Here is a 20,337-nt window from a genome sequence, read left to right as displayed (position 1 = left end):
TCCCGGGCTCGCGGCATCATGGGGGCATGCCCGAGGGAGACACCGTGTGGTTGACCGCGTACCGGTTGCGGGAGGCGTTGGCGGGGCGGCGGCTGGTGCGGGGGGAGTTGCGGGTGCCGAGGCTGGCGGCGACGGACCTGGCGGGGCGGGCGGTGGAGGAGGTCGTGCCGCGGGGGAAGCATCTGCTGACCCGGATCGAGGGCGGCTGGACGCTCCACTCGCATCTGCGGATGGACGGCTCCTGGCAGGTGTACCGCGCCGGGGAGCGGTGGCGGGGCGGGCCGCAGTGGCAGGTGCGGGCGGTGCTGGCGACCGCCGAGAACGTGGCCGTGGGCTACCGGCTGCCGGTGCTGGCGTTGCTGCCCACCACCGAGGAGGCGTCCGTCGTCGGCCACCTCGGGCCGGATCTGCTGGGCCCGGACTGGGATCCCGAGGAGGCCGTGCGGCGGTTGCTGGCGGATCCGGCACGTCCGGTCGGCGAGGCCCTGCTCGACCAGCGGAATCTGGCCGGGGTGGGCAATGTCTACAAGTCGGAGCTGTGCTTCCTGCGCGGGGTCACCCCGTGGACGCCGATGGGCGACGTGCCGGGGCCGGAACGTCTGGTGGCGCTCGCCCGCAAACTGCTGGACGCCAACAAGGCCCGGCACGGCCACATCACCACCGGCGACCCGCGCCGGGGCCGTACCCACTGGGTGTACGGCCGGCTGTCGCAGCCGTGTCTGCGGTGCGGCACCGCCGTACGGGGCGTCGGCCGGTCGGACGGACGGAGCCGGCCGGCGAGGAACGGGTGTCGTACTGGTGCCCGACCTGCCAGCGCGGCCCCGCCCCGGAGGCAGGCTGACCCCCGCCGGGAAGCGGACACCCGCACCCCTTGGTAACGTTCCGTAGGTGCGCCGGAACAACGCGTTCCGGAAAGTTGCCCCCATCGGATGAACACCGGGCCCGCCGTGCGCAGCGGGGGCCCAGGGATCTTCCCGGGCGGGCATCGCTCCAGGAGGGGAGCCTGTCGCCGGGCTCCTGCCGCAGCCTCGGGGACGTGGGAGGCGGGCGTGGACGCTCGACGTGACGACGCCGCGCGGTTCGGCGGGCGGTCCGGTCCCGCCGGGCGGGTGGTCGCGGCGGTGCTGGGTCTGGCGTGGTGTGCGGCGGTGGCCGGAGTGGTCGCCGAACCCGCGCGGTCCGGGCCGGTGGAACAAGGGCTGGCGCTCGGCGGCTGGACGCTGAGTCTGCTTCCGGTGCACGTCACACCGTGGGTACGGGCCCGGCGGGCACGTCACGCGGAGCCGGCGTCCACGGCGGTCGCCCCGCAACGCGAGGGCCCCGGCTCCGCGCCGCCGTGAACGGGCGGCCGGGGCGGGGCCCTCCGGGCGAAGCACGGTCACACGCCGGTGTTCTCCGCCGTGAACATCCAGTGGTGCTTCTCCAGTTCCGCCGTGACGGTGATGAAGATGTCCTGGGTCACCGGGTCGGGCTCGTCGGTGGCCTTGATCCGCTCCCGCATCCGGGCGATCACCGAGGCGAGGGCGGCGATCAGGGTGTCCACCGCGTCCTTGTCGTTGATCCAGCCGTCCTTGGCGGTGTCGATCCCGCTGGTCTTGGCGACCGTCTCGGCGCGGCCGTCCGGCGGGACGCCGAGCGCGGAGGCCCGTTCGGCCACCGTGTCCGCGTAGGACCGGGCCGTCGCCACGACCTCGTCGAGTTGCAGGTGCACCGAACGGAACCGGGGTCCGACGATGTTCCAGTGGACCTGCTTGGCCACCAGGGACAGGTCCAGCAGATCGACCAGGGCACCTTGCAGGGCGTCACCGACCACCTTGCGGGCCTCGTCGGACAGCGGGCTCTTCACGACAGTCATCTTTCGCTACCTCCTGGCACCACGTGTGCGCTGGGTCCACTCGGTCCTAGACAACGTCTGCCCACTGGCCGGATACGAAACCCGCGGCCAGACCGGCCGAAAACCGACGGAACCCGACCGAAAGGCAGACGATCAACCGCGGCGGAACCGGGACCGGACGCACTCGGGCCCCGGATGGCGGGGAGAACCGCCGTCCGGGGCCCGGGTACCACTTCGCGCAGGTCAGGCCGCTACTACGCCCACGGCCTCGGCCTGCGGTGCCTTGATCGTCACACGACTGCCTGGTACATGAGTGATCGTCTCCAGCCGCACCGGCGCCGCCGCCGTCTCCGACGCCGCCGACTGCGCCAGCTCGGCGAGCGACAGCTCGTCGCTGACCTCGCGCATGACCTCGGACATCCGCACGTCCAGGGCATCGCAGATCGCGGAGAGCAGTTCGGAGGAGGCTTCCTTCTGGCCGCGCTCCACCTCTGAAAGGTAGCCGAGCGAGACCCGGGCCGAAGCCGAGACCTCGCGCAGAGTGCGGCCCTGACGCTGGCGCTGCCGACGCAGCACGTCACCCAGCAGGCGACGGAGCAGAATCATCGGTGGCTCCCTCCTCGGACCGCGAATCCCCAAGCTTGGCATCCGTAAGCTTCTCGCCCCACCGTACCGCCTTGACGCTGGGCCGTGCGGGGAGCGGTGACGTGTTCACTAAGGGCTGCAAACATCAAATCCCCCCGCCGTGTTCCGTATCCTGTGCCCCCGCGTTCACGTGCCGCCCGCCGGGCGCCCCGTGAAGCGCGTCGGTCAGCAGCTCCAGCGCCGCGGTGACGGTTGCCCTGCGGATACCCGCCCGGTCGCCGTCCAGTCGCAGGGCGCGCCGGTTGGTGCCGTACGGGCCGGTCACGGCGATGTGGACGGTGCCGACCGGTTGGCCGTCCTGCGGCTCGGGACCGGCCACCCCGGTGGTGGCCACCCCCCAGTCGGCGCCCAGCAGCTGTCGTACGCCCTGGGCCATGGCGCACGCCACGTCGGGGTCGACCGCGCCCCGGGCGGCCAGCAGTTGCCCGTCGACGCCGAGCAGCTCGCGCTTGAGTTCGGTGGCGTAGGCGGTGACGGAGCCGCGGAAGACGCGGGAGGCGCCGGGCACCTCGGTCACCTCGGCGGCCACCAGCCCTCCGGTGAGGGACTCCGCCACGGCCAGGGTGGCCCCGCGCGCGGCCAGCAGCCGCAACGCCTCCGCCGCGCTCATCGCCGGTCGCCACCGCCGTCCGTACCGGCCGGTCCGCCGGGCTCCGCGGCCTCGGCCCGCTGCCGGGAGGCGGCGAGGCCGGCGCGGCGCAGCACGACCGCCTGGCGGATGTAGTCGAGCCCGGTGACCACGGTGAGCACCACGGCCGCCGCCATCAGCCAGGCCCGCAGGCTGGCCAGCGGTCCGGTGAGCACCAGGACGTACATGCCGACGGCGACGCCCTGGGTGAGGGTCTTGAGCTTGCCGCCGCGGCTGGCCGGGATGACGCCGTGTCTGATCACCCAGAAGCGCATCAGGGTGATGCCGATCTCCCGGAAGAGTATGACCGCGGTCACCGCCCACGGCAGGTCGCCCAGGCCGGACAGGCCGATCAGGGCGGCGCCCATGATGGCCTTGTCGGCGATCGGGTCGGCGATCTTGCCGAAGTCGGTGACGAGGCCGTAGCGCCGGGCCAGCTCCCCGTCGAAGAGGTCGGTGATCATGGCCACCGCGAACGCCGCCCAGGCGAACGAGCGCCAGGCGGGGTCGTGGCCGTCCCCGTGGAGCAGCAGCAGCACGAAGCCGGGGACGAGCAGCAGCCGCACCATGGTCAGGACGTTGGCGATGTTCCACAGCCGGGCCGGCCGCACCGCCGGGTCGCCGAGGCGGTCCGGGGCGGCGGCGGGGCGGCGGCCACCGGCCGCGGACGCCGGGACTCCGCTCATCTGCCGGCCCCCTCCGCACACCCGGCGGCGCCGTCGCGCGCCGCCGCGGCCCGTGCTCCCGGCACGGTCGCCCGGGTCACCGGTTCGGCCACCAGATCCACCCCCTCGGTGCCGGTCACCTTCGCGGTGACCATGGTGCCCGGCCGCATACCCGCGATCGTGGTGAGCACCACCTGCCCGTCGGTCTCGGGAGCCTGGTGGGCGGCGCGGCCGACGGCCTCGCCGGTCTCCTCGTCCACCGTCTCCACCAGGACCTCCAGGCTCTCGCCGAGGCGTTCCTCGGCGCGCTGGGCGGTCAGTTCCTCGGCGAGCCGGGAGATGTGGGCCAGCCGTTCGGCGACGACGTCCTCGTCCACCTTGTCCGGGTACCCGGCGGCCTCGGTGCCCTCCTCGTCGGAGTAGCCGAAGACCCCGATGGCGTCGAGGCGGGCGCCGGCCAGGAAGCGTTCCAGCTCGGCGAGGTCGGCCTCGCTCTCGCCGGGGAAGCCGACGATGAAGTTGGAACGGACCCCGGCCTGCGGCGCCTTGGCGCGGATGGTGCCGAGCAGTTCGAGGAAGCGGTCGGTGTCGCCGAAGCGGCGCATGGCGCGCAGCACGCCGGGCGCCGAGTGCTGGAAGGACAGGTCGAAGTAGGGGGCGACCTTGGGGGTGCCGGTGAGCACGTCGATCAGGGTGGGGCGCATCTCGGCGGGCTGGAGGTAGCTGACCCGGATCCGTTCGATGCCGTCGACGGCGGCCAGCTCGGGCAGGAGGGTCTCCAGCAGCCGGATGTCGCCGAGGTCCTTGCCGTAGGAGGTGTTGTTCTCGCTGACCAGCATCACCTCCTTGACGCCCTCCTCGGCGAGCCAGCGGGTCTCGGCGAGGACGTCGGAGGGGCGGCGGGAGACGAACGAGCCGCGGAAGGACGGGATGGCGCAGAACGCGCACCGCCGGTCGCAGCCGGAGGCGAGCTTGACCGAGGCGACCGGGCCGCTCTCCAGGCGGCGGCGCAGCGGGGCGCGCGGCCCTGAGGCGGGGGCGACCCCGTCCGGCAGGTCCTCGATGACCACCGGGGCGGGCTCGGCGGGCTGGGCGTGGCCGGGCAGGGCGACGGCGGCCGACTGCCGTTCCACCGGGCTGATCGGCAGCAGCTTGCGCCGGTCGCGCGGGGTGTGCGCGGCGTGGACGCCGCCGGCGAGGATGGTGCGCAGCCGGTCGGAGATGTTGGCGTAGTCGTCGAAGCCGAGCACGCCGTCGGCCTCGGGGAGCGCCTCGGCCAGCTCCTTGCCGTACCGCTCGGCCATGCAGCCGACCGCGACGACGGCCTGGGTGCGGCCCTGGCCCTTGAGGTCACCGGCCTCCAGCAGGGCGTCGACGGAGTCCTTCTTGGCGGCCTCGACGAAGCCGCAGGTGTTGACGACGGCGACATCGGCTTCGGCGGCGTCCTCGACGAGCTGCCAGCCGTCCGCCGCCAGACGGCCGGCGAGCTCCTCGGAGTCCACCTCGTTGCGCGCGCAGCCGAGAGTGACCAAAGCGACGGTACGGGGTTCGGGCATGGGCTCAGCCTACTTTGTCCCGGGCCGGTGCTTCTCCGGCCACCCCGTGCCCGGTGGCCGGCGGGGGTCAGCCGGCCTGCGGGTCGCCCGGGGTGAAGTCGGTGCGCACCAGCTGTCCGTCGCCGCCGGCCGGGCCGAGGTCCTTGCCGTTGACGAACATCCGTACCGCGCCGCCGTTGCCGACGACCAGGGAGATCCGCTTGTCGTCGGTGAACGTCCTGGAGTCGCCGGGGTTCATCAGGCCCTCGAAGAGCGACTTGCCGTTGTCCCCGCTGACCGCCACCCAGCTCTTGCCCTTGTCGGTGACGAGCTTGACGGTGACCTTGTCGGCGGGGACGGCGGCCAGCGCGCTGCGGGAGGGTTCGGCGGGGGACGGGGTGCTGGGGGCGGCGGCGGGCGGCGGCTGCGGGCGGCCGGTGGCCTTGGCCTGGGCGGTGGTCTGCTCGGCCGGCCGGTGTCCGCCCTTGCCGCCGCTGATCAGGGTGAAGCCGACGAAGCCGATCACCGCGACGATGGCGGCGATCATGGCGGCGGTCCAGTTGGGGCGGCGGGGTTCGGGGCGGAACCGCTCGGTCTCGTAGACCGGGGCGACCGGGGTCGGGGCGGGGCGTCCGCCGTGCTCGGCGTCGTAGCGGGCGATCAGCGGTGCCGGGTCGACGCCGACCGCGCGGGCCAGGCTGCGGATGTGGCCTCTGGCGTAGACGTCGCCGCCGCAGCGGGAGAAGTCGTCCTGTTCGATGGCGCGCACGATCGGGGTGCGCACCCGGGTGGCCGCGCTGAGCTGCTCGATGGTCAGGCCGGCGGCGCGGCGGGCCTGGGTCAGGACGTGGCCGATGGAGGCGGGTGCGTCGGAAGGTGCGTCGGACGGTGAGTTGCCGATGGACACGAAGGGCGCCTTTCGAGCGTGTAGCCACCTGCTGGAAAATCAGTTTAGGGGCGTTCGGCAAGCCGGGGGCAAGCGGACGGCCGCACATTGTCCGCCATCGGGATTGCCGTATCTTCGGCCTGCGCGGTCCTCCTGACCTGGTTTGACGCGTGAACCGGCGGGCGGGTTGCCCGGCCCGGCGAGGAGTACCCGGACGGCGGCGTCCGGCAACCGTGGCCGGGCGCGGCGCGGGCCACGGGTCAGCCCTGGACGTCGCCCCGGATCACCGCCAGCACCCCGTCCAGTTCGTCCGGTTTCACCAGGACGTCGCGGGCCTTGGAGCCTTCGCTGGGGCCCACGATGTTGCGCGACTCCATCAGGTCCATCAGTCTGCCCGCCTTGGCGAAGCCCACGCGCAGTTTGCGCTGGAGCATCGAGGTGGAGCCGAACTGGGTGGAGACCACCAGTTCGGCGGCCTGGAGAAGCAGGTCGAGGTCGTCGCCGATCTCCTCGTCGATCTCCTTCTTCGGTCCGCTGGGTCCGGTGACGTCGTCCCGGTAGACCGGGGTGAGCTGGTCCTTGCAGTGCTGGACGACGGCGCCGACCTCGCCCTCGGTGACGAAGGCGCCCTGGAGCCGCACCGGCTTGCCGGCGCCCATCGGCAGGAAGAGCCCGTCGCCCTTGCCGATGAGCTTCTCGGCGCCGGGCTGGTCGAGGATGACCCGGGAGTCGGCCAGCGAGGAGGTGGCGAACGCCAGCCGGGAGGGCACGTTGGCCTTGATCAGCCCGGTGACCACGTCCACGCTGGGCCGCTGGGTGGCGAGCACCAGGTGGATGCCGGCGGCCCGGGCGAGCTGGGTGATGCGCACGATGGCGTCCTCGACGTCCCGTGGCGCCACCATCATCAGGTCGGCCAGCTCGTCGACGATCACCAGCAGGTACGGGTAGGGCGCCAGCTCGCGTTCGCTGCCCTCGGGCGGGGTGACCTTGCCGGCCCGGACCGCCGCGTTGAAGTCGTCGATGTGGCGGAAGCCGTAGGCGGCCAGGTCGTCGTAGCGCAGGTCCATCTCGCGGACCACCCACTGGAGCGCTTCGGCGGCCTTCTTGGGGTTGGTGATGATCGGGGTGATCAGGTGGGGGATGCCCTCGTACACGGTGAGTTCGACGCGTTTGGGGTCGATGAGCACCATGCGCACCTCGTCCGGGGTGGCCCGGGCCAGGATCGAGGTGATCAGGCAGTTGATGCAGGAGGACTTGCCGGAGCCGGTGGCGCCGGCCACCAGCACGTGCGGCATGCGGGCGAGGTTGGCCATCACGTAGCCGCCCTCGACGTCCTTGCCGAGGCCGACCGTCATCGGGTGTTCCTCACCGGCCGCCTCCGCCGAGCGCAGCACGTCGCCGAGGTTGACCATCTCCCGGTCGGAGTTGGGGATTTCGATGCCCACGGCCGATTTGCCCGGGATCGGGCTTATGATCCGCACGTCCGGGCTGGCGACCGCGTAGGCGATGTTCTTGGTGAGCGCGGTGATCCGCTCGACCTTGACCGCCGGGCCGAGTTCGACCTCGTACCGGGTGACCGTCGGGCCGCGGGTGAAGCCGGTGACCGCCGCGTCCACCTTGAACTGGCTGAACACCTGGGTGAGCGAGTCGACCACGGCGTCGTTGGCGGCGCTGCGGGTGCGCCCGGGGCCGCCGCGCTCCAGCAGGTCGAGGGAGGGCAGCGCGTAGGTGATGTCCCCGGAGAGCTGGAGCTGTTCGGCCCGGGGCGGCAGCGCCTCGGCGGGCGGCGGTGCGGTGCGCTTGGTCAGATCGGGCACCCCGGCACGGCGGCCGGCGGGCGGTGGGGCCTCCTCCTCGCGGGCGGGCGGCACCGAGGAGCCGGCGCCGGTCCGGACCCGGCTGGTGAGGTCGGCGACGACCGGGGAGGGCTGCACCCCGTGGAGCACCGCGCCGTCCAGCGCGGCGGCAGCGGCGGCGGCCACGTCCACCGCGTCCGGGCCGTCGCCGGTGTCCTTGCGCCGCGGGGAACGCCGCCGGGGCGCGGCGGCCTCCTCGGCCGGGCCGGGGGCGGCGGCACGCGGACGGCGCGGCCGGGCCGGAAGCGGCTCCTCCGCCTCGGGGGCGTACCCCTCGTCGTACGGGTCGAGGTCCTCGCCCTCGGGGCTCTCGTAGAGGCCGAGCCGGGTGCCCAGGTGCCGTAGCCGGCGCGGGATGGCGTTGACCGGGGTGGCGGTGACCACCAGCAGGCCGAAGACGGCCAGCAGGGCGAGGAGGGCGGAGGCCAGCGCCGAGCCCACGGTGAGCATCAGCGGCCGGGAGACCGCCCAGCCGATCAGCCCTCCGGCGTCCCGGACGGCCTGCGCGCCCTGGCCACGCCCCGGGGCCCCGCAGCCGATGTGGACGAGCCCGAGGACCGCCACGACCAGCGCGGACAGGCCGATCAGCACCCGCCCGTTGGCCTCCGGCCGTTCGGGGTGGCGCATCAGCCGGACCGCCATCACCGTCAGCAGTATCGGCACCAGCAGGTCGAGCCGGCCGAAGGCGCCGGTGACCAGCAGGTCGATCAGGTCGCCGACCGGGCCGCTGAGGTTGGACCAGGTGCCCGCGGCGACCACCAGGGCGATGCCGAGCAGCAGCAGCGCCAGGCCGTCCTTGCGGTGCGCCGGGTCCAGGCCGCGTGCGCCGCGTCCGATGCCGCGCAGCACCGCGCCGACGCTGTGCGCGACCCCCAGCCACACCGCCCGCACCAGCCGGTACAGGCCCCCGGTGGGGCTCGGTGCCGGGGCGGGCGGGGCCTTCCGCGCCGCGGGCTTGCGCGGTGCGCTCTTCTTGGCGGGCGGGCGCTTGCCGCCGGACGGCGCGGACTTGCGGGCCGCGGGCTTGCCGGAGGCCTTGCCACCCTGACCGCCCCGCGCCGGAGTCTTGCCGGCCGCCGTGCCCGCCGGGCGTCCGGGGCGCTTGGCCAAAGCCGCCGCGTCGCTCGAACCCTTGCCGGAGGTACGTGAGGCCATGGTGCCGAGATTACCGCCGTTGCCCAAGGGGCACACGAGGGGCCGCGGATACCGCCATCCGTGTCGCCGCCGGCCCCCGGCCCTACCGGAAACGCCGGTTGACGTGGCGTCAACCGGCGTGCGGAGGTGAACGGGCGGGCGCGGGCCGTCAGTTGCGCGGCGGCAGCGCCGGGTGGTCGGGGTCGGTGCCGGGCTCCAGGGCGTCCAGTGCCCGGCGCAGACCGGTGAGCTTGCGCTCCAGATGGGCGGCGGTGGCCACGGCGGCGGCGTCGGCGGAGTCGTGGAGCTGCTTGGTCAGCGCCTCGGCCTGCTCCTCGACGGCGGCCAGCCGCGCGGACAGTTCGGCGAGCAGCCCGGCCGAGGCGGACTCCTGGTCGCCGGACGGGGCGCCCTGGCCGTTGCGTTCGAGCTGGAGGCGCAGCAGCGCGGCCTGCTCGCGGAGCTGGCAGTTCTTCATGTACAGCTCGACGAAGACCGACACCTTGGCGCGCAGCACCCACGGGTCGAAGGGCTTGGAGATGTAGTCCACCGCGCCGGCCGCGTAGCCGCGGAAGGTGTGGTGCGGGCCGTGGTTGATGGCGGTGAGGAAGATGATCGGGATGTCCCGGGTGCGCTCCCGGCGCTTGATGTGCGCCGCGGTCTCGAAGCCGTCCATGCCGGGCATCTGCACGTCGAGCAGGATCACCGCGAAATCGTCCGTGAGCAGCGCCTTGAGCGCCTCCTCCCCGGACGATGCCCGCACCAGCGTCTGATCGAGCGCGGAGAGGATGGCCTCCAGCGCCAGCAGATTCTCCGGCCGGTCATCGACCAGGAGGATCTTGGCCTTCTGCACCATGGCCCGTCCTCCTCGTCCCGACGTGGGGTATCCCCTGCTCGATGCGGCAGGGGACGCGCCGGGCGCCGCCCCCGCGGACGACTCCTGTACGCCGCCCTTCCTTGTGCCGGTCATGGTAGCCGCACCCCGTCGCTCGCCACACCCTGTCACCGCCATGTCACTGTGCACGTAAACGAAACGCGGGGGGACACCAGAAGGTTCCCCACGGCGGGCGTTTCCACACCCGCCGTCCACATCCTGCCCGCGCTCGCCGACGTCACCGTGTCCGCATCCACTGTGCCATGACCGACAGCAGGTGATCGGTGTCCACCGGCTTGGTGACGTAGTCCGACGCACCCGACTCGATGCTCTTCTCCCGGTCGCCCTTCATCGCCTTGGCGGTCAGCGCGATGATCGGCAGCCCGGCGAACTGCGGCATCCGGCGGATCGCCGAAGTGGTGGCATACCCGTCCATCTCGGGCATCATGATGTCCATCAGCACCACCGCGACGTCGTCGTGCTGCTCCAGCACCTCGATGCCCTCGCGGCCGTTCTCCGCGTACAGGACGGTCAGCCCGTGCTGCTCCAGGACGCTGGTGAGCGCGAAGACGTTGCGGATGTCGTCGTCGACGATGAGCACCTTCTCGCCCCGGAAGCCCTTGAAGCCCTGCGGGGCGCGGGCCTGCCCCGCGGTGTCCGCCTCCGCCCCGGCGCGGGGCTCGTGCGGCTCCTGCGGCCACGCACCGTCACCGCCGGACCGCTCGTCCTGGGCGGGGGCCGCCGGCCGGTCGGGGCCGGGCAGCGCGCGGCGGCCCCGCAGCCGGCCCAGCCCGCCGGCCCGCCGGCCGGTGCCGTCGGCCCGGCCGGACGGCAGCTCGGCGACGCCCTCCTCGGCACCCTCGTCGGCCGGCGGGTACTCCCGCGGCGGCGCCTCGGCCCCGGTGTTCAGCGGCAGGTACAGGGTGAACGTCGAGCCGCGACCGGGCTCGCTGTCCGCGTGGATCTCGCCGCCGAGCAGCCGGGCGATCTCCCGGCTGATGGACAGGCCGAGCCCGGTGCCGCCGTACTTGCGGCTGGTGGTGCCGTCGGCCTGCTTGAACGCCTCGAAGATCACCCGCATCTTGCTCGCCGCGATGCCGATGCCGGTGTCGGTCACCGAGAAGGCGATGATCTCCTGGTCCGGGTCGCGCAACGACCCCGATTCCAGCAGCTGTTCGCGGATGGCGTTGGGGATGTCCTTGCCGGCCGGGCGGATCACCAGCTCCACCGCGCCGGCGTCGGTGAACTTCACCGCGTTGGACAACAGGTTGCGCAGCACCTGGAGCAGCCGCTGCTCGTCGGTGTGCAAGGTGACCGGCAGCTCCGGGGAGACCCGTACCGAGAAGTCGAGCCCCTTCTCGGCGGTGAGCGGCCGGAAGGTGGCCTCCACGTAGTCCACCAGCTGCACCAGGGCGATCCTGGTGGGGCTGACGTCCATCTTGCCCGCCTCGACCTTCGACAGGTCCAGGATGTCGTTGATGAGCTGGAGCAGGTCGGAGCCGGCGCCGTGGATGGTCTCGGCGAACTCCACCTGCTTGGGCGAGAGGTTGCCGTCCGCGTTGTCGGCGAGCAACTTGGCCAGGATCAGCAGCGAGTTGAGCGGGGTGCGCAGCTCGTGCGACATGTTGGCAAGGAACTCGGACTTGTAGCGCATGGAGACCGCCAGCTGCTCGGCGCGCTCCTCCAGCACCTGCCGGGCCTCCTCGATCTCGGTGTTCTTCACCTCGATGTCCCGGTTCTGCTGGGCCAGCAGCTCGGCCTTCTCCTCCAGTTCGGCGTTGGACGCCTGGAGCGCCTTCTGCCGGTTCTCCAACTCGGCCGAACGTTCCCTCAGTTGCCCGGTGAGCAGCTGCGACTGCTCCAGCAGCGCCTCGGTCTTGGTGTTGACGCTGATGGTGTTGACGCTGGTGGCGATCATCTCCGCGATCTGGTTGAGGAAGTCCTTCTGGATCTGGTTGAAGCGCTGGAACGAGGCCAGCTCGATCACGCCCAGCACCCGGTCCTCGAAGAGCAGCGGCAGCACGATGACGTGCGCGGGCGGCGCCTCCCCGAGCCCGGAGGCGATCCGCAGGTAGCCCGGGGGCACGTTCTCCACCAGGATCGTCCGCTTCTCCACCGCGGCCTGCCCGATCAGCGACTCGCCGGGCAGGAAGGAGGTGGGCATGGTCCGCCGCGAGTAGCCGTAGGAGCCGATCAGCCGCAGCTCGTACGGTTCGCTGTCGGCGCCGCCGATCTCCCCGCCCTCGCCGAGCTCCTGGGCCAGGAAGAAGGCGCCGTGCTGGGCGGAGACCACCGGGGTCAGCTCCGACATGATCAGCGCGGCGACGTCGTTGAGGTCGCGCCGGCCCTGCATCAGGCCGGAGATGCGGGCGAGGTTGCCCTTGAGCCAGTCCTGCTCCTTGTTGGCCAAGGTGGTCTCGCGCAGCTTGACGATCATCGTGTTGATGTTGTCCTGGAGTTCCAGGATCTCGCCGGCCGCGTCGGCGTCGATGCGCAGGTTGAGGTCGCCCCGGGTCACCGCGGTGGCCACCTGGGCGATGTTGCGCACCTGGGACGTCAGGTTGTTGGCCATCAGGTTGACCGAGTCCGTCAGGTCCTTCCAGATCCCGGAGACCCCCGGCACCCGTGCCTGGCCGCCCAGGCGTCCCTCGGTGCCCACCTCGCGGGCCACCCGGGTCACCTCGTCACCGAACGCGGAGAGCTGGCCGACCATGGTGTTGATGGTGGTCTTCAGCTCCAGGATCTCGCCGCGCGCGTCCACGTCGATCTTCTTGGACAGGTCGCCGCGGGCCACCGCGGTGGTCACCATCGCGATGTTGCGCACCTGGTTGGTCAGGTTGGACGCCATCGAGTTGACCGACTCGGTGAGGTCCTTCCAGGTGCCCGAGACCCCGGGGACCCGTGCCTGGCCGCCGAGTTCACCCTCGGTGCCCACCTCGCGGGCGACCCGGGTCACCTCGTCACCGAAGGCGGATAGCGTGTCCACCATGGTGTTGATGGTGTCGGCGAGCTGGGCCACCTCGCCCCGCGCCTCCACGGTGACCTTCTTGGTCAGGTCACCGTTGGCGACCGCGGTGGCCACCGCGGCGATGCTGCGCACCTGGGACGTCAGGTTGTTGGCCATGATGTTGACGTTGTCGGTCAGGTCCTTCCAGATGCCGGAGACGTCCCGCACCCGGGCCTGGCCGCCCAACTGCCCCTCGGTGCCCACCTCGCGGGCCACCCGGGTCACCTCGTCGGCGAACGCCGAGAGCTGGTCGACCATCGTGTTGACGGTGGTCACCAGCGCCAGGATCTCGCCCTTGGCGTCCACCGTGATCTTCTTCGACAGGTCGCCCTGGGCCACCGCCGTGGTGACCTCGGCGATGTTGCGCACCTGGTTGGTCAGGTTGTTGGCCATCAGGTTGACCGACTGCGTCAGGTCCTTCCAGGTGCCCGAGACGCCCTTGACGTCCGCCTGGCCGCCCAGCATGCCCTCGGTGCCCACCTCGCGGGCGACCCGGGTCACCTGGTCGGCGAAGGCCGAGAGCTGGTCCACCATGGTGTTCAGGGTGTTCTTCAGCTCCAGGATCTCGCCGCGCGCGTCCACGTCGATCTTCTGCGACAGGTCACCGCGCGCCACCGCGGTCGCCACCTGGGCGATGTTGCGCACCTGCGCGGTCAGGTTGCCCGCCATGCCGTTGACGGAGTCCGTCAGATCGCGCCAGACGCCGGCCACCCCGGGCACCTGGGCCTGACCGCCGAGGCGTCCTTCGGTGCCCACCTCGCGGGCGACCCGGGTCACCTGGTCGGCGAAGGCGGAGAGCTGGTCCACCATGGTGTTGATGGTGTTCTTCAGCTCCAGGATCTCGCCGCGCGCGTCGACCTCGATCTTCTGCGACAGGTCACCGCGGGCCACCGCCGTGGTGACCTGGGCGATCTGCCGCACCTGCGAAGTCAGGTTGCCGGCCATGAAGTTGACCGAGTCCGTCAGGTCCTTCCAGGTGCCCGAGACCCCGTCCACCCGGGCCTGCCCGCCGAGCCGGCCCTCGGTGCCCACGTCCCGCGCCATCCGCGTCACCTGGGCGGCGAACGAGGAGAGCTGGTCCACCATGGTGTTGACGGTGTTCTTCAGCTGGAGCATCTCGCCGGAGACGTCCACCGTGACCTTCTGCGACAGGTCACCGTTGGCCACCGCCGTGGTCACCTGCGCGATGTTGCGCACCTGGCCGGTGAGGTTGCGGAACGCGGTGTTGACCGAATCCGTCAGGTCCTTCCACGTCCCCGCCGCCCCCGGCACCTGCGCCTGACCGCCGAGTTCGCCCTCGACCCCGATCTCCCGGGCGACCCGGGTGACCTCCGAGCCGAACGCGGAGAGCTGGTCGACCATCGTGTTGACGGTGTTCTTCAGCTCCAGCATCTCGCCGGAGACGTCCACCGTGACCTTCTGCGACAGGTCACCGTTGGCCACCGCCGTGGTCACCTGCGCGATGTCGCGGACCTGCGCGGTCAGGTTGCGGAACGCGGTGTTGACCGAATCCGTCAGGTCCTTCCACGTCCCCGCCGCCCCCGGCACCTGCGCCTGACCGCCGAGCTGCCCCTCGGCGCCCACCTCGTAGGCGACCCGCGTCACCTCGTCGGCGAAGGTGCGCAGCGTCTCCGTCATGCCGTTGATGGTCTCGGCGAGCTGGGCGACCTCGCCGCGCGCCGCGATGGTGATCTTCTGCGACAGGTCACCGTTGGCCACCGCCGTGGTCACCTGCGCGATGTCGCGGACCTGCGCGGTGAGGTTGCCGGCCATCAGGTTGACCGAGTCCGTCAGGTCCTTCCACACCCCGGCGACCCCGGGCACCTGGGCCTGGCCGCCGAGTTCGCCCTCGGTGCCCACCTCGCGGGCGACCCGGGTCACCTCGGAGGCGAACGAGGAGAGCTGGTCCACCATCGTGTTGACGGTGTTCTTCAGCTCCAGCATCTCGCCGGCCACGTGGACGGTGACCTTGCGGGACAGGTCGCCCTTGGCCACCGCCGTGGTGACCAGGGCGATGTCACGCACCTGGGCGGTGAGCCGGGACGCCATCGTGTTGACCGAGTCGGTCAGGTCCTTCCACGAACCCGACATGCCACGCACCCGGGCCTGGCCGCCGAGCTTGCCCTCGGTGCCCACCTCGCTGGCCACCCGGGTCACCTCGTCGGTGAACGCCGACAACTGGTCGACCAGCCCGTTGACCGTCCGGCCCACCTTGAGGAACTCGCCGCGCAGCGGGTGCGCCGAGCCGTCCGGTCCCTGCGACCGCAGGTCCATGCGCTGTTCCAGATCGCCCTCGGCCACCGCCGACAGCACCCGGCCGACCTCGGCCACCGGGCGGACCAGGTCGTCCACGAGCGCGTTGGAGGCGTCGATCGCCGCCGCCCACGCGCCCTCGCAGGCGCCGGTCTCCAGCCGCTCGGTGAGCTTGCCCTCGCGTCCGACGACCCGGCGCACCCGGGCCAGTTCCCCGGTCAGGTGCTGGTTGCGGTCGGCGACCTCGTTGAAGACCGCGGCCACCTCGGCCATCACCCCGTCGCCGGCCACCGTCAGCCGCTTGCGGAAGTTCCCCTCGCGCATGGCCACCAAGGCGGACAGCAATCTGTTCAGGGCAGCCGCGTCGACCTCGACGGTCCCGCCCACGCGAGACCGCGCGCCCTTCGCACGCGTGGCCGTGCCACGCGCCGATGCCCCAGACTCCACCGTGTCCCTCCCGGAGGGTCGCGTACGTCGACTTGTCCAGGTTCCCTGACCCGGTCCAAGGTCCCCCCAGTGTTTCACCATGCCGCCGCCGGGCCATAACGGTTCGGCAGCATCGCACGGGGACCCCCGCGCGATTCGGACGGAAAACACCCGCAACCGGCGCACACGCGCCCCAGGTGGGTAAGTAACCTGGCATCGGGTTGCCCGCTACCGGCCGGGCGTACACCTGGGCAGCGGAGGGGTGCCGCGAATGCGCGAGCGAAGCGCCGAACGGGGGCGTGCCCCGGCGACGGCCGGCGCGCCCGGGACCTTGCCTACCCAGGGGACCGGGCCCGCCACGGCCTCGTCGGCCACGTCCCGTACCGAGGAGGCCACAGGTGACCTGGGACACACGAGGAGTGAAGTGATCACCGCGCGGGCAGCCGCAACCTTCGAACCGGTCGGACGCTCGGTCGCCACCGCCCGCGCCTTCGTCCGCGACACGCTCCAGGGCTGGGGCTTCGCCGACGTGGTGGACGACGCCGTCGTCCTCACCAGCGAGCTGGTCACCAACGCCGTGGTGCACGCCGGCACCGCCGCCGAGGTGTGCTGCCTGCGCTACCCGTCGGCCGTACGGGTCGAGGTGGCCGACCGCTACCCGGAACGCGAGGTACCGCTCCAGGATGTGGCCCACCCCACCGGCTCCACCGACCGGGAGGGCGGCCGGGGGCTGATCCTGTGCGCCGCGCTGGCCGGCCGCTGGGGCGTGGAGTACACCGCCACCCACAAGCAGGTCTGGTTCCAACTCGAACTGCCGGAACGTCCCGCCGGCACCCGCTCGGCCGGCCCCGCCCTGCCGCTGGCCGCGCTGCCGCTGGCCGACGCCCGGGTCCGGGTGGCCGTGGTCCAGGTGGACAGCGACGGCGCCATCACCGGCTGGAACGACGACGCGCGGGCGCTCTTCGGCCACCCCGCCGACCAGGTCGTCGGCAAGCCGCTGGGCGACCTGACCGCCTGGCCGCAGACCCCGGGCACCGGCTTCGGGCTCGCCGAGGCGCTGCGCCTGTCGCGCTGGGAGGGCTCGTACGGGATCCGCGGCGCCGACGGCAAGATCCTCTCGGTCTACGGCTCCCACCTGCGGGTGCGCGACTCCTCCGGGGAGCCGTCCACCGTCTGCCTGCTGGTGCCGGAGGAGGAACGGGCGGTGCTGCAGAGCCCGTCCCGGACGCCGGCGCAGGACCCGTCGCCGGCCGACCGCGGCAAGTCCGCCGACCCCTTCGAGGTCTTCATCGGCTCCCCCGCCCCGGACGACCTCGACGGACTGCTCCAGCGCACCGTCGAACGCGCCCGCGACATGCTCGACGGCGACGCCGCCTACCTGCTGCTCGCCACCGACGACGAGACCGAGCTGGAGGTCCGCGCCTCCACCGGGCTCCCCTCCGCCCGGCAGCGCTTCGCCCGCGTGCCGGTCGAGGCGGGTACCGGACGGTACGGCAGCGCGCGGATGCCCGCCGTCCACGAGGACCTCACCGTCGCCCCCGGCGCCGTGCCGCTGCTGGCCGGCACCGGGATGCGCTCGGTGGTCACCGTTCCGCTGAAGGTCGAAGGGCGGCTCACCGGTTCGCTCGGGGTGGCCGCGGAGACCCCAGGGCGGTACAGCAACGAGGAGGCGCTGCGGCTCCAGTTCGCCGCCGACCGGATCGCGCTGGCCGTGGAGAGCGCCCGGCTGACCGAGCTGGAACGGCTGCGCCGCGGTTCGCTGTCGTTCCTGGTGGAGGCGTCCGATCTGCTGGCCGGGACGCTGGAGCGGGACCAGACGCTGGCGTTGATGGCGCAGATGACGGTGCCCACGCTGGCGAGCTGGTGCGCCGTCTACACCATCGCCGAGCAGTCGGAGCCGGAGCTGGCCTTCGTGCTCCACGAGGACGAGGACCGCATCGACGGGCTCAAGGCGCTGCTGGCCCGGATCTCCCCGCCGCCGTCCGACCCGACGCCGGGCGCCCGCCCCTGGACGGCGCCGGGCGAGGCGGCCCAGTCGCTGGCGCTGCGGGCCACGCTGCGCAGCGTCTCCCTGACCGACGCCGCCCGCCCGGCCGGACCCGGGATCGCTCAGGCCACCGCGCAGGCGGTCGGCGGCGAGACGGTGGTGCTCCCGCTGGTCGCCCGCAACCGCGTGATCGGCATGCTCACCCTGGGCAAACCGGCCGACGAACGGTTCCGCCAGGAGATCCTGGAACTCGCCGAGGACCTCTCCCGGCGGGCCGCCCTCGCGCTGGACAACGCCCGGCTCTACTCCGAGCGCACCGCGATCAGCCAGTCGCTCCAGCGCAGCCTGCTCCCGCCGGAGCTGCCCACGGTGCCCGGCGTCGAGGTCGAGGTGATCTACCAGGCGGCCGGTGAGGGCAACGAGGTCGGCGGCGACTTCTACGACCTCTTCCCGATCCGGGAGGGCTGCTGGGGCTTCGCCATCGGCGACGTGTGCGGCACCGGCCCGGAGGCGGCGGCGGTCACCGGGCTGGCCCGGCACGCGCTGCGCCTGCTGGCCCGGGAGGGCTTCGGCGGCCCGGCGGTGCTGGAACGCCTCAACGCGGCCATCCTGGACGAGGGTTCCCGCAGCCGCTTCCTGACCTTGCTGTACGGGGAGTTGTGGCCGCAGGAGGACGGCGGCGCGCTGCTGAAGGTGGTCTGCGCCGGCCATCCGCTGCCGTTGCGGCTGCGTCAGGACGGCACGGTGGAGCCGGCCGCCGAGCCGCAGCCGCTGCTCGGTGTCATCGACGACCTGGAGCTGGTCGAGCAGAGCGTGACGCTGGACCCGGGCGACGTGCTGCTGTGCGTCACCGACGGGGTCACCGAGCGCCGCGAGGGCGGCCGGATGCTCGGCGACGACGGCCTCGCCGAGGTGCTGGCGCAGTCCACCGGGCTCACCGCGGGCGCGGTGGCCGCCCGGGTCCAGCGGGCGGTGGAACGCTTCGCCGCCGAGCCGCCCTCCGACGACATGGCGATCCTGGCGATGCGCGTCCCGGAGGAGCCGGTACCCGCCGCGGAGCAGCGCCCGTTGTGACCACGGGGCGACCGCCGGGCGGACGCACGCGCGTTCCGCCCGGCGGCCCCAGCCGGCCGCCGCCTTTCCCGCAATACGCCGAAGGCCCCCGCCGATTGGCGGGGGCCTTCGTTTCTGGAGCCCCAATACGGAATCGAACCGTAGACCTTCTCCTTACCATGGAGACGCTCTGCCGACTGAGCTATTGGGGCCTGCCGACGAGAAAAACCATATCCCATGAGCGGCCCCTAAGGAAAATCCGTTCACAGCGGTCCGCCCAGCGCATTGCACGCCGCCACGATCCGCTCGACGTCCCGTACGGTCTGCGACGGATCGAGCGGCAACGCCAGCGCGTCGGCCACCGCCCGTTCGGTGCCGGGGAGTTCGGCATTCCGGCTCCCGCGGTGCGCGGGCAGCCGGTGGACGGGGACGGTCACCGGTACCGTCGCGGCCACCCCGCGGGCGGCGAGCGCCTTGGCGAACACGTCGCGGTCGGGCCGCCCGTTCCCGGGGATCCGGACGACGTAGCGCTGGTAGACGTGGCGCACCCCGGGTTCGGTGTACGGGACGAGTACGCCGCTCAACGCGGCGTCCAGGACGCGGGCGTGGGCGCGTCGGCGGGCGGCGGCCCCCTCGGTGCCGGCCAGTTCGGCACGGGCCTCGCCGACGGTCTCCGGCGTGCCCGGGAAGCCGGGGCCGCGCCGTCCCCGCAGGGCGCGCAGGACCGCCGCGTCGCTGCTGGCGACGGCGGAACGGTGGACGGTGACGGTGCCGAAGCTCCCGGCCGGCCGCTCCCCCACCCGGGCTTCCAGCGCCTCGGTGACGTCCTCCACCAGCGCCAGCCCCGCCCGCCGCGCCACGGCCGCCAGTTGCGCCACGCCCGCGGGGTGTCCGAAGCGGTGGGCGGCGACGACGGCCGCCGTGCGGGGCGTCAGGGCGTGCTGGACGGCCTCGGGGGCGAGGCAGAACGTCCGCGGATCGATGTCGGCGAAGGCCGGGACGGCTCCGGCGAGGCGCACGGCGTCGGCGGTGGCGGCCGGCCCGTAGGCGGCCACCACGACCTCGTCCCCGGGGCCGATGCCGAGCGCGGTGAGAGCCGAGGTCAGAGCGGGTACGGCGGCGGGGAGGGCGACCACGGTGCGGTCACCGCCGAGCCGTTCGGAGAGTTCCGCCTCGAAGGCCGCCACCAACGAGCCTTCGACAACACCGCCGTTGGGCCGCACGCCGCACCTCCAGTCGCCAGGGGCAGCCAGGCTCCCGGGCCCCGACGAGCGCCACCCCAGCGGCGGGTGAACGACGGATGAGCGGAACGCGAAGAAGCCCTGCCGGTGCCTTACACACCGACAGGGCTTCCCCTGACAAATTGTTCGGCGGCGTCCTACTCTCCCACGGGGTCCCCCCCGCAGTACCATCGGCGCTGAAAGGCTTAGCTTCCGGGTTCGGAATGTAACCGGGCGTTTCCCTAACGCTATAACCACCGAAACACTATGAAGTAAACAACCAGACCACACAACACACCCTACACGGGGATTGTGACGGTTTTTCGTTACCTCA

The 20,337-nt window shown here is 72.5% G+C and carries 12 protein-coding genes, 1 tRNA gene, 1 rRNA gene and 1 pseudogene; 3 read left to right on the top strand and 12 right to left on the bottom strand.

What is annotated here, in order from left to right; all coding sequences use genetic code 11:
* The first annotated feature begins 26 nt into the window (after positions 1–26).
* A pseudogene (locus tag SCATT_RS21455) lies at positions 27–841 on the top strand (DNA-formamidopyrimidine glycosylase family protein).
* A 208-nt stretch (positions 842–1,049) separates the two neighbouring features.
* Complete coding sequence (locus SCATT_RS21450) at positions 1,050–1,340, top strand: hypothetical protein (protein ID WP_014145240.1); 291 nt, start codon at positions 1,050–1,052, stop codon at positions 1,338–1,340.
* A 38-nt stretch (positions 1,341–1,378) separates the two neighbouring features.
* Here SCATT_RS21450 and SCATT_RS21445 read toward each other — a convergent pair whose 3' ends face one another.
* The 9 genes from SCATT_RS21445 to SCATT_RS21405 all read right to left on the bottom strand — a co-directional run bounded on the left by SCATT_RS21445 (position 1,379) and on the right by SCATT_RS21405 (position 15,764).
* Positions 1,379–1,855, bottom strand: coding sequence for a Dps family protein (locus SCATT_RS21445; protein ID WP_014628462.1), 477 nt, complete (start codon positions 1,853–1,855; stop codon positions 1,379–1,381).
* 222 nt (positions 1,856–2,077) lie between these two features.
* The gene (locus SCATT_RS21440; protein WP_014145238.1) at positions 2,078–2,440 is read right to left on the bottom strand and encodes a helix-turn-helix domain-containing protein; all 363 of its coding nucleotides are present in this window, start codon (positions 2,438–2,440) and stop codon (positions 2,078–2,080) included.
* A gap of 124 nt (positions 2,441–2,564) precedes the next feature.
* Positions 2,565–3,089, bottom strand: coding sequence for a CinA family protein (locus tag SCATT_RS21435; RefSeq protein WP_014145237.1), 525 nt, complete (start codon positions 3,087–3,089; stop codon positions 2,565–2,567).
* Positions 3,086–3,793 (bottom strand): CDP-diacylglycerol--glycerol-3-phosphate 3-phosphatidyltransferase, encoded by a 708-nt coding sequence (gene pgsA / locus SCATT_RS21430; RefSeq protein ID WP_014145236.1) that lies wholly within the window; start codon positions 3,791–3,793, stop codon positions 3,086–3,088. Before pgsA ends, SCATT_RS21435 begins: the two co-directional genes overlap by 4 nt.
* The gene (rimO, locus tag SCATT_RS21425; protein WP_014145235.1) at positions 3,790–5,328 is read right to left on the bottom strand and encodes a 30S ribosomal protein S12 methylthiotransferase RimO; all 1,539 of its coding nucleotides are present in this window, start codon (positions 5,326–5,328) and stop codon (positions 3,790–3,792) included. Before rimO ends, pgsA begins: the two co-directional genes overlap by 4 nt.
* A gap of 67 nt (positions 5,329–5,395) precedes the next feature.
* Positions 5,396–6,214 (bottom strand): helix-turn-helix domain-containing protein, encoded by an 819-nt coding sequence (locus tag SCATT_RS21420; protein ID WP_014145234.1) that lies wholly within the window; start codon positions 6,212–6,214, stop codon positions 5,396–5,398.
* A 239-nt stretch (positions 6,215–6,453) separates the two neighbouring features.
* On the bottom strand, positions 6,454–9,204 hold the full coding sequence (locus tag SCATT_RS21415) for a DNA translocase FtsK (protein WP_014145233.1): 2,751 nt from the start codon (positions 9,202–9,204) through the stop codon (positions 6,454–6,456).
* A 148-nt stretch (positions 9,205–9,352) separates the two neighbouring features.
* A complete protein-coding gene (locus SCATT_RS21410; RefSeq protein WP_014145232.1) occupies positions 9,353–10,039 on the bottom strand; it encodes a response regulator in 687 nt (228 codons plus the stop codon).
* 256 nt (positions 10,040–10,295) lie between these two features.
* A complete protein-coding gene (locus tag SCATT_RS21405; RefSeq protein ID WP_173405649.1) occupies positions 10,296–15,764 on the bottom strand; it encodes a HAMP domain-containing protein in 5,469 nt (1,822 codons plus the stop codon).
* A gap of 403 nt (positions 15,765–16,167) precedes the next feature.
* Between SCATT_RS21405 and SCATT_RS21400 the strand changes: the two genes are divergently transcribed.
* On the top strand, positions 16,168–18,804 hold the full coding sequence (locus SCATT_RS21400; RefSeq protein WP_014145230.1) for a SpoIIE family protein phosphatase: 2,637 nt from the start codon (positions 16,168–16,170) through the stop codon (positions 18,802–18,804).
* Positions 18,805–18,919: 115 nt separating this feature from the next.
* On the opposite strand, the gene SCATT_RS21395 is transcribed toward SCATT_RS21400, so the two are convergent.
* From SCATT_RS21395 to rrf, 3 genes are all read right to left on the bottom strand, one after another.
* Positions 18,920–18,995 (bottom strand) — tRNA-Thr (locus SCATT_RS21395).
* 51 nt (positions 18,996–19,046) lie between these two features.
* Positions 19,047–20,006 (bottom strand): DegT/DnrJ/EryC1/StrS family aminotransferase, encoded by a 960-nt coding sequence (locus tag SCATT_RS21390; RefSeq protein ID WP_014145229.1) that lies wholly within the window; start codon positions 20,004–20,006, stop codon positions 19,047–19,049.
* Between the two features lie 142 nt (positions 20,007–20,148).
* Positions 20,149–20,265 (bottom strand): 5S ribosomal RNA (gene rrf, locus SCATT_RS21385).
* Positions 20,266–20,337 lie beyond the last annotated feature (72 nt).

The organism is Streptantibioticus cattleyicolor NRRL 8057 = DSM 46488 (assembly GCF_000240165.1).
Taxonomy (GTDB): Bacteria; Actinomycetota; Actinomycetes; order Streptomycetales; family Streptomycetaceae; genus Streptantibioticus; species Streptantibioticus cattleyicolor.
Note: the sequence above shows the minus strand (reverse complement) of the source record. Positions and strands in the feature narration are given on the sequence as shown.